Origin of the sequence: Bergeriella denitrificans NBRC 102155 (assembly GCF_001592185.1) — a bacterium.
GTDB lineage: Bacteria > Pseudomonadota > Gammaproteobacteria > Burkholderiales > Neisseriaceae > Neisseria > Neisseria denitrificans.
On sequence record NZ_BCWL01000145.1, the window covers coordinates 1 to 5,708 of the forward strand.

A 5,708-nucleotide genomic window follows, 5' to 3' on the forward strand; every position below is an offset into this window, starting at 1 on the left:
AAGAGAAATGGTGTCAACACTCTCGACAGAAATTTTTCACCAGAAAACATCAATACAATGTTTTAAAAGTAAATTTTTATCCGAAAAATTTTCCGAAATCCTGCAATCCTTCCTCAAAATAATCCCTTCTCCATTTTTCAGACGGCCTTTTTTTATTAAGCAGTCTTCTTTTGCCAATATCTCTGCCCCATACTTCTTAACTTCTCGGCGGTAAAGTTTGATATGATTCAGACTAACCGTTTATTCTGATTTTAGGTGTCCCTAATATGTCTGTTTATACCAGCGTATCCGACGCAGAGATGCGTGCGTTTCTCACTCAATATGATTTAGGCGAATTTATTGCCCTGCAAGGTATTGCCCAAGGGATTACCAACAGCAATTATTTTTTGACGACCTCGACCGGGCGCTATGTTTTAACCGTTTTTGAAGTATTGACCCAGGAAGAGCTGCCGTTTTTTCTGCAGCTGAACCGCCATTTGAGCGGCAAAGGTGTGGCCTGCCCTGCGCCGATTGCCCGTAAAGACGGCAAACTGGATTCCGTATTGGCCGGCAAACCGGCCTGCCTGGTTACCTGTCTGAAAGGTTCGGACACCGGCTGGGCAACGGAAATGCAGTGTTTCCACACCGGCGCGATGTTGGCGAAAATGCACTTGGCCGGGCAGGACTTCCCCCTGAAGATGGACAATCCCCGCTATGACGTTTGGTGGCGTGATGCCGAGCAGCAGCTGCGCCCTGTATTGAATGAAAGCGATGCCGCGCTGCTGCATCAGGAAATCGCTTTTTTAAACGACCATCTGGGCAAACACCTGCCCTCGGGCATCATCCATGCCGATTTATTTAAAGACAATGTGTTGCTGGACGGCGAAGAAGTGGCCGGCTTTATCGACTTCTACTACGCCTGCAACGGCAATTTTATGTATGACCTGGCGATTGCGGTCAACGACTGGGCGCGCACCGCCGACAACCGGCTCGACCAAACGCTGGCCGATGCCTTTATCCGCGGCTACGAAAGCGTGCGCCCGTTAAGCGATGAAGAACGCGCTTATTTCCCGACCGCCCAACGCGCCGGCTGCATCCGCTTCTGGGTATCCCGTCTGCTGGATTTCCATTTCCCGCAATCGGGTGAGATGACGTTTATTAAAGATCCGAACGCATTCCGCGACTTGCTGCTGAATCTGCGCGCTTAACGGCTTCTATTGCTCTCTATATAGTATATTGCCCCGTTTTTTCAGACGGCCTGTGCCGCTCCTGAACTTAAACCGCTGAACCGTGCAACAATAAAAAAGCCGTCTGAAAAATCCACTTTTTTCAGACGGCTTTTTTTTCAATACTATATTGAAGAGATATTGGTTAATATGACACAACAGATATAACCCGGCCATCACGCCTACTCCGCCGCACCAACATCTCAACCCGCATACACCACAAAAATCGTTGGGCGTTTTTTCACATTCGGCAGCGCCGACATCTTGCGCCAGTCGGACACTTTGCGGCTGACAATCAGCTGCTCGGGCAAAGTCAAATCGCAGGCGATGCACAAACGCGTTTCCGGATGCAGCTGCGCCACCGCATCGGCCAACAGCGCTTCATTGCGGTAAGGTGTTTCAATAAAGATTTGGGTTTCATCGTGCGTGCGCGAGCGTTGTTCCAAATCCTTCAACGCGCGGACACGCTCACTTTTTTCAGACGGCAAATAACCTTTAAACGCAAAACTCTGGCCGTTTGCGCCCGAAGCCATCATCGCCAGCAGCAGGCTGGACGGTCCGACCAACGGGCGCACTTCAAATCCGTATTGATGCGCCAAAGCCACCAAATCCGCGCCGGGGTCGGCCACAGCCGGGCAACCCGCCTCGCTGACCAAGCCCATGCTCCGCCCTTCCTGCAAAGGCTTGAGCAGATCGGGCAGCGTTTTCGCATCGGTATGCTCGTTGAGCGTTTGCAGATTTAATTCGCGAATCGGCGTGGTCACGCCCAAATGCTTCAAGTGCGCGCGGGCGGTTTTCTCCGCTTCCACCACAAAATCGGTCAGCCCGACAATCTGCTGCTGCTCGTGCGGCAGCAGGCAGGGCGTATCGGGCGCGCCCAACGGCGTGGGGATTAAATACAATACAGGTTTCATATCTTTTCCAAATCAATCGGCATCAAACCGGCCATCCATATAAAACGCCATCAAGCGATCCATGCCAAACTCAGCATGCATCCCTTGGGCAGCTTTGCCGAAGGCCTCGCGGTCTTGCCGGTTTTTAGCCTGCCGCAGCGCCATCAGATACGGCTGATTGTAAACCGGGATAAACCCGTCATCTAAGCCGGCAATCTGCTCTTCCAGGTAAAAAATCTGAAAAATATTCATCATTGCTTCCCGCTGCGGCTATACAACCGACACGCCTTCTTCCTGCAAAAAACCAATCAGGCGGTACAGCGGCAGGCCGATTAAGGCATTCGGGTCGCTGCTCTCCACCCGCTCCAACAACGCCGCGCCCAAGCCCTCGCTCATCGCACCGCCCGCGCAATAAACCGCATCCGGCTCGCGCTCGAGATAGCGCCCGATTTGCGCCGCATCCAAACAGCGCATGGTCACGACGGTTTTATCCACATGGCGGTAAATTTTTCCGCTATCCGTATTCAAAAGCACCACCGCGCTGTAAAATTCAATGCACTGCCCCGAAAGCGACAGCAGCATTTGTTGTGCTTTCGCCACGCTCATCGGCTTGCCCAGCTGCCGATTGCCGCACCAGGCCACCTGGTCTGCGCCGATAATCAAAGCCGCAGGAAATGCCGCCGCCAGCGAGCGGGCTTTACCCTCTGCCAGGCGCAATGCCGTATCGGCCGCGCTTTCTCCGGCGGCGGGCGTTTCATCAAAATCGGGCAAGGCCGTCTGAAAAGCCAAACCCAAGCGTTCCAGCTGGGCTTTGCGGAAAACAGAGCCCGAACCCAATACCAAAGGCAGTTTTTCACTCATTTTTGCTTAAAAATATTGACGTTATACCGCCGAGATTATATCATACCCCGTTTATGTTAGACCCTAATTTGATTGACCCTGGCGTTTTCGCCGCCGAAAGCCGCCGTCTGCAAGGCAGTTTCAGCCTGAGCGATTTGGACGAGCGCGTTTGGTCGCACGAATATTTTGCGGACAAACAAGCCTGCGTCTCCTACTCGCTTTCGGGCGGACACGACCGACTGCAGCGCCCTTTCCTCGATCTCACGGTAACGGCCGACCTGCCGCTGTATTGCCAGCGCTGCGTCAAGCCCATGCCCTTCCGAATGGAAGAAAGCAGCCGCATCGTGTTGTTTGCCGACGAAGAGCGCTTGGACGAAGCCATGCTGGCCGATGACGAATTGGAAGGCATGCTGCTCGAAAAAGAGCTCGACGTGCGCGGGCTGGTTGAAGACCAAATCCTGATGGCTTTGCCGTTTTCACCGCGCCACGACGACTGCGGCAACACCGCGCTGGAAGCCGTCAATCAGGACAAACCCAACCCCTTCGCCGTTTTGGCCGGCCTGAAAAGCCGCTGAAGCAGCAGGAAATTAGGACACAGTTTTACTTATCTAGGAGCTTGAAATGGCCGTTCAACAAAATAAAAAATCCCCTTCCAAACGCGGTATGCACCGTTCACACGACGCTTTGACCGCGCCTGCCCTGTCTGTTGACAGCGCAACCGGCGAAGTACACCGCCCGCACCACATTTCTCCCAACGGCATGTACCGCGGCCGCAAAGTGGTAAAAGCCAAAGGCGAATAATTTCCCGACTGACTGCAAAAAGCCAGCATATTGCTCCGAGCGCAATGACTGGCTTTTTTGCATTATCCCATTCCCCGACACCTGCCGGGCAGCCCGCCTTATCCGGCCACAGGGCTGCTTGACCCATTCCGAAACGACACGATGACGGAACGCAACATGAAACAGAAAATCTGGTACACCTACGACGACATCCATCGCGTAATCAAAGGCTTGGCAGAAAAAATCCAACAATCCGGCACCCGCTACGACGCCATGATCGCCATCGGCGGCGGCGGCTTCATTCCCGCCCGTATGCTGCGCTGCTTTTTGGAAATTCCGATTTACGCCGTCACCACCGCCTACTACGACAGCGACAACGAAGGCCAAGTCACGGACGAAGTCAAAAAAGTCCAATGGCTCGACCCGCTGCCCGAAGCCCTGAAAGGCAAAAACGTCTTGGTGGTCGATGAAGTCGACGACAGCCGCGTGACCATGGAATTCTGCCTCACCGAGCTGATGAAAGAAGACTTCGGCACCGTCGGCGTGGCCGTGTTGCACGAAAAAATCAAAGCCAAAGCCGGCAAAATCCCCGCAGGCGTACCTTACTTCAGCGGCATCACCGTCGAAGACTGGTGGATTAACTACCCCTGGGACGCCGAAGACATCGACGAGCACAACCGCCTGGCCGCCGAAAGCCGGGGCTGATTCATAAGCGGCCACAAGCCGCGCCCGATACATCAAAGGCGGATACCCTCCGCCCGCCCCTAGTCCGCTTTTCAAACGGCATCATGCAGGCCGTCTGAAAAACCGAACGGAGAACACCATGATTACATTGGCCGTAGATGCCATGGGCGGCGACGCCGGCCTGTCGGTTACCGTACCCGGCGCCGTTGCCTTTTTGAAACAGCAGCCCGATGCCGAATTACTGATGGTCGGCAACGAAACCGCCCTGCGCGAAGCCCTGGCCAAAGCCCAGGCACCGATGGCACGCATCCGCATCGTGCATGCAGAACAAGTCGTCGAAATGGACGAAGCGCCGCAACTCGCGCTGAAAAACAAAAAAGATTCCTCCATGCGCATCGCCGTCAACCAAGTCAAAGAAGGCTTGGCGCAGGCCGCCGTATCCGCAGGCAACACCGGCGCGCTGATGGCTACCGCCCGCTTTGTGCTCAAAACCATTCCCGGCATCGAGCGTCCCGCCATCGCCAAATTCCTGCCCGGCAAAAACAACCACATGACCCTGGTCTTGGATTTGGGCGCCAACGTCGATTGCAGCCCCGAGCAGCTCGTCCAATTCGCCGTTATCGGCAGCGAATTGGTGCAGGCGCTCCATCCCGAGCGCGGCAGCCCGCGCGTCGGCCTGCTCAACGTCGGCACGGAAGACATCAAAGGCACAGATACCGTCAAACAAACCTTCAAGCTGCTGCAAAACAGCCGTCTGAATTTCATCGGCAACGTCGAAGGCGACGATATTTTCAGCGGCGAAGCCGATGTGGTGGTGGCCGACGGCTTTGTCGGCAACATCATGCTGAAAACCGTTGAAGGCTCGGTTAAATTCATCGGCAGCGCCATCAAGCAGGAATTTTCACGCAGCCTGTTTACCAAACTGGCCGCCGTCATCGCCCTGCCCGCCCTGCGCGGCTTTAAGCAGAAGCTCGATCCCCGCAAATTCAACGGCGCGATTTTCCTCGGCCTGCGCGGTGTCGTGGTGAAAAGCCACGGCGGCACCGACGAAGTCGGCTTCACCTACGCGCTTGAAGAAGCCTACCACGAAGCCAAATCCGCAAGCCTGGCCAAAATCGAAGCCGGCGTGGCCGAACAACTGGCCGCCCTCGAAGCCGCCCGCGAGCAGGAAAACAGCAGCGAAACCGCTTCTGTGGGAACAGAAAACGCTTCGTAAATTTTATGTCCGAAGGTTGGTATATCCGCAAAAAAAAGCCGTCTGAAAATCTCTGATTTCAGACGGCTTTTTTTTGTTTAACATACTATA

General features: G+C 54.6%; 8 protein-coding genes. 5 read left to right on the forward strand and 3 right to left on the reverse strand.

Annotation, left to right across the window (positions count from 1 at the left end):
• The first annotated feature begins 266 nt into the window (after nt 1-266).
• Nucleotides 267-1,187 carry a homoserine kinase gene (gene thrB, locus BDE01S_RS07820; protein ID WP_066079777.1) on the forward strand — a complete coding sequence of 307 codons (921 nt, stop codon included), beginning with the start codon at nt 267-269 and terminating at the stop codon, nt 1,185-1,187.
• Between the two features lie 221 nt (nt 1,188-1,408).
• Here thrB and BDE01S_RS07825 read toward each other — a convergent pair whose 3' ends face one another.
• Genes BDE01S_RS07825 through BDE01S_RS07835 form a run of 3 tightly spaced genes read right to left on the reverse strand, consistent with a single transcriptional unit; the run spans nt 1,409 to nt 2,959 of the window.
• Nucleotides 1,409-2,119, reverse strand: a complete 711-nt coding sequence (locus BDE01S_RS07825; RefSeq protein ID WP_066079780.1) for an SAM-dependent methyltransferase — start codon at nt 2,117-2,119, stop codon at nt 1,409-1,411.
• A 12-nt stretch (nt 2,120-2,131) separates the two neighbouring features.
• On the reverse strand, nt 2,132-2,350 hold the full coding sequence (locus tag BDE01S_RS07830) for a hypothetical protein (RefSeq protein WP_169798085.1): 219 nt from the start codon (nt 2,348-2,350) through the stop codon (nt 2,132-2,134).
• Between the two features lie 18 nt (nt 2,351-2,368).
• Nucleotides 2,369-2,959 carry a Maf family protein gene (locus BDE01S_RS07835; protein ID WP_066079787.1) on the reverse strand — a complete coding sequence of 197 codons (591 nt, stop codon included), beginning with the start codon at nt 2,957-2,959 and terminating at the stop codon, nt 2,369-2,371.
• A gap of 53 nt (nt 2,960-3,012) precedes the next feature.
• Here BDE01S_RS07835 and BDE01S_RS07840 point away from each other — a divergent pair, with 53 nt between their 5' ends.
• The 4 genes from BDE01S_RS07840 to plsX all read left to right on the forward strand — a co-directional run bounded on the left by BDE01S_RS07840 (nt 3,013) and on the right by plsX (nt 5,618).
• Nucleotides 3,013-3,513 (forward strand): YceD family protein, encoded by a 501-nt coding sequence (locus BDE01S_RS07840; RefSeq protein ID WP_066079789.1) that lies wholly within the window; start codon nt 3,013-3,015, stop codon nt 3,511-3,513.
• A gap of 46 nt (nt 3,514-3,559) precedes the next feature.
• Entirely contained in the window at nt 3,560-3,739 is a 180-nt protein-coding gene (gene rpmF, locus BDE01S_RS07845; RefSeq protein ID WP_004283533.1) for a 50S ribosomal protein L32, read from the forward strand.
• A 156-nt stretch (nt 3,740-3,895) separates the two neighbouring features.
• Complete coding sequence (locus BDE01S_RS07850; RefSeq protein WP_066079796.1) at nt 3,896-4,423, forward strand: phosphoribosyltransferase; 528 nt, start codon at nt 3,896-3,898, stop codon at nt 4,421-4,423.
• A gap of 118 nt (nt 4,424-4,541) precedes the next feature.
• On the forward strand, nt 4,542-5,618 hold the full coding sequence (plsX, locus tag BDE01S_RS07855) for a phosphate acyltransferase PlsX (protein WP_066079792.1): 1,077 nt from the start codon (nt 4,542-4,544) through the stop codon (nt 5,616-5,618).
• Nucleotides 5,619-5,708: the final 90 nt, after the last annotated feature.

Bases quoted from the DNA above. Each gene is read 5' to 3' on its own strand.
- BDE01S_RS07835 (WP_066079787.1), bottom strand. From the start codon at position 2,959: ATGAGTGAAAAACTGCCTTTGGTATTGGGTTCGGGCTCTGTTTTCCGC.
- thrB (WP_066079777.1), top strand. From the start codon at position 267: ATGTCTGTTTATACCAGCGTATCCGACGCAGAGATGCGTGCGTTTCTC.
- BDE01S_RS07840 (WP_066079789.1), top strand. From the start codon at position 3,013: ATGTTAGACCCTAATTTGATTGACCCTGGCGTTTTCGCCGCCGAAAGC.
- plsX (WP_066079792.1), top strand. From the start codon at position 4,542: ATGATTACATTGGCCGTAGATGCCATGGGCGGCGACGCCGGCCTGTCG.
- BDE01S_RS07850 (WP_066079796.1), top strand. From the start codon at position 3,896: ATGAAACAGAAAATCTGGTACACCTACGACGACATCCATCGCGTAATC.
- BDE01S_RS07830 (WP_169798085.1), bottom strand. From the start codon at position 2,350: ATGAATATTTTTCAGATTTTTTACCTGGAAGAGCAGATTGCCGGCTTA.
- BDE01S_RS07825 (WP_066079780.1), bottom strand. From the start codon at position 2,119: ATGAAACCTGTATTGTATTTAATCCCCACGCCGTTGGGCGCGCCCGAT.
- rpmF (WP_004283533.1), top strand. From the start codon at position 3,560: ATGGCCGTTCAACAAAATAAAAAATCCCCTTCCAAACGCGGTATGCAC.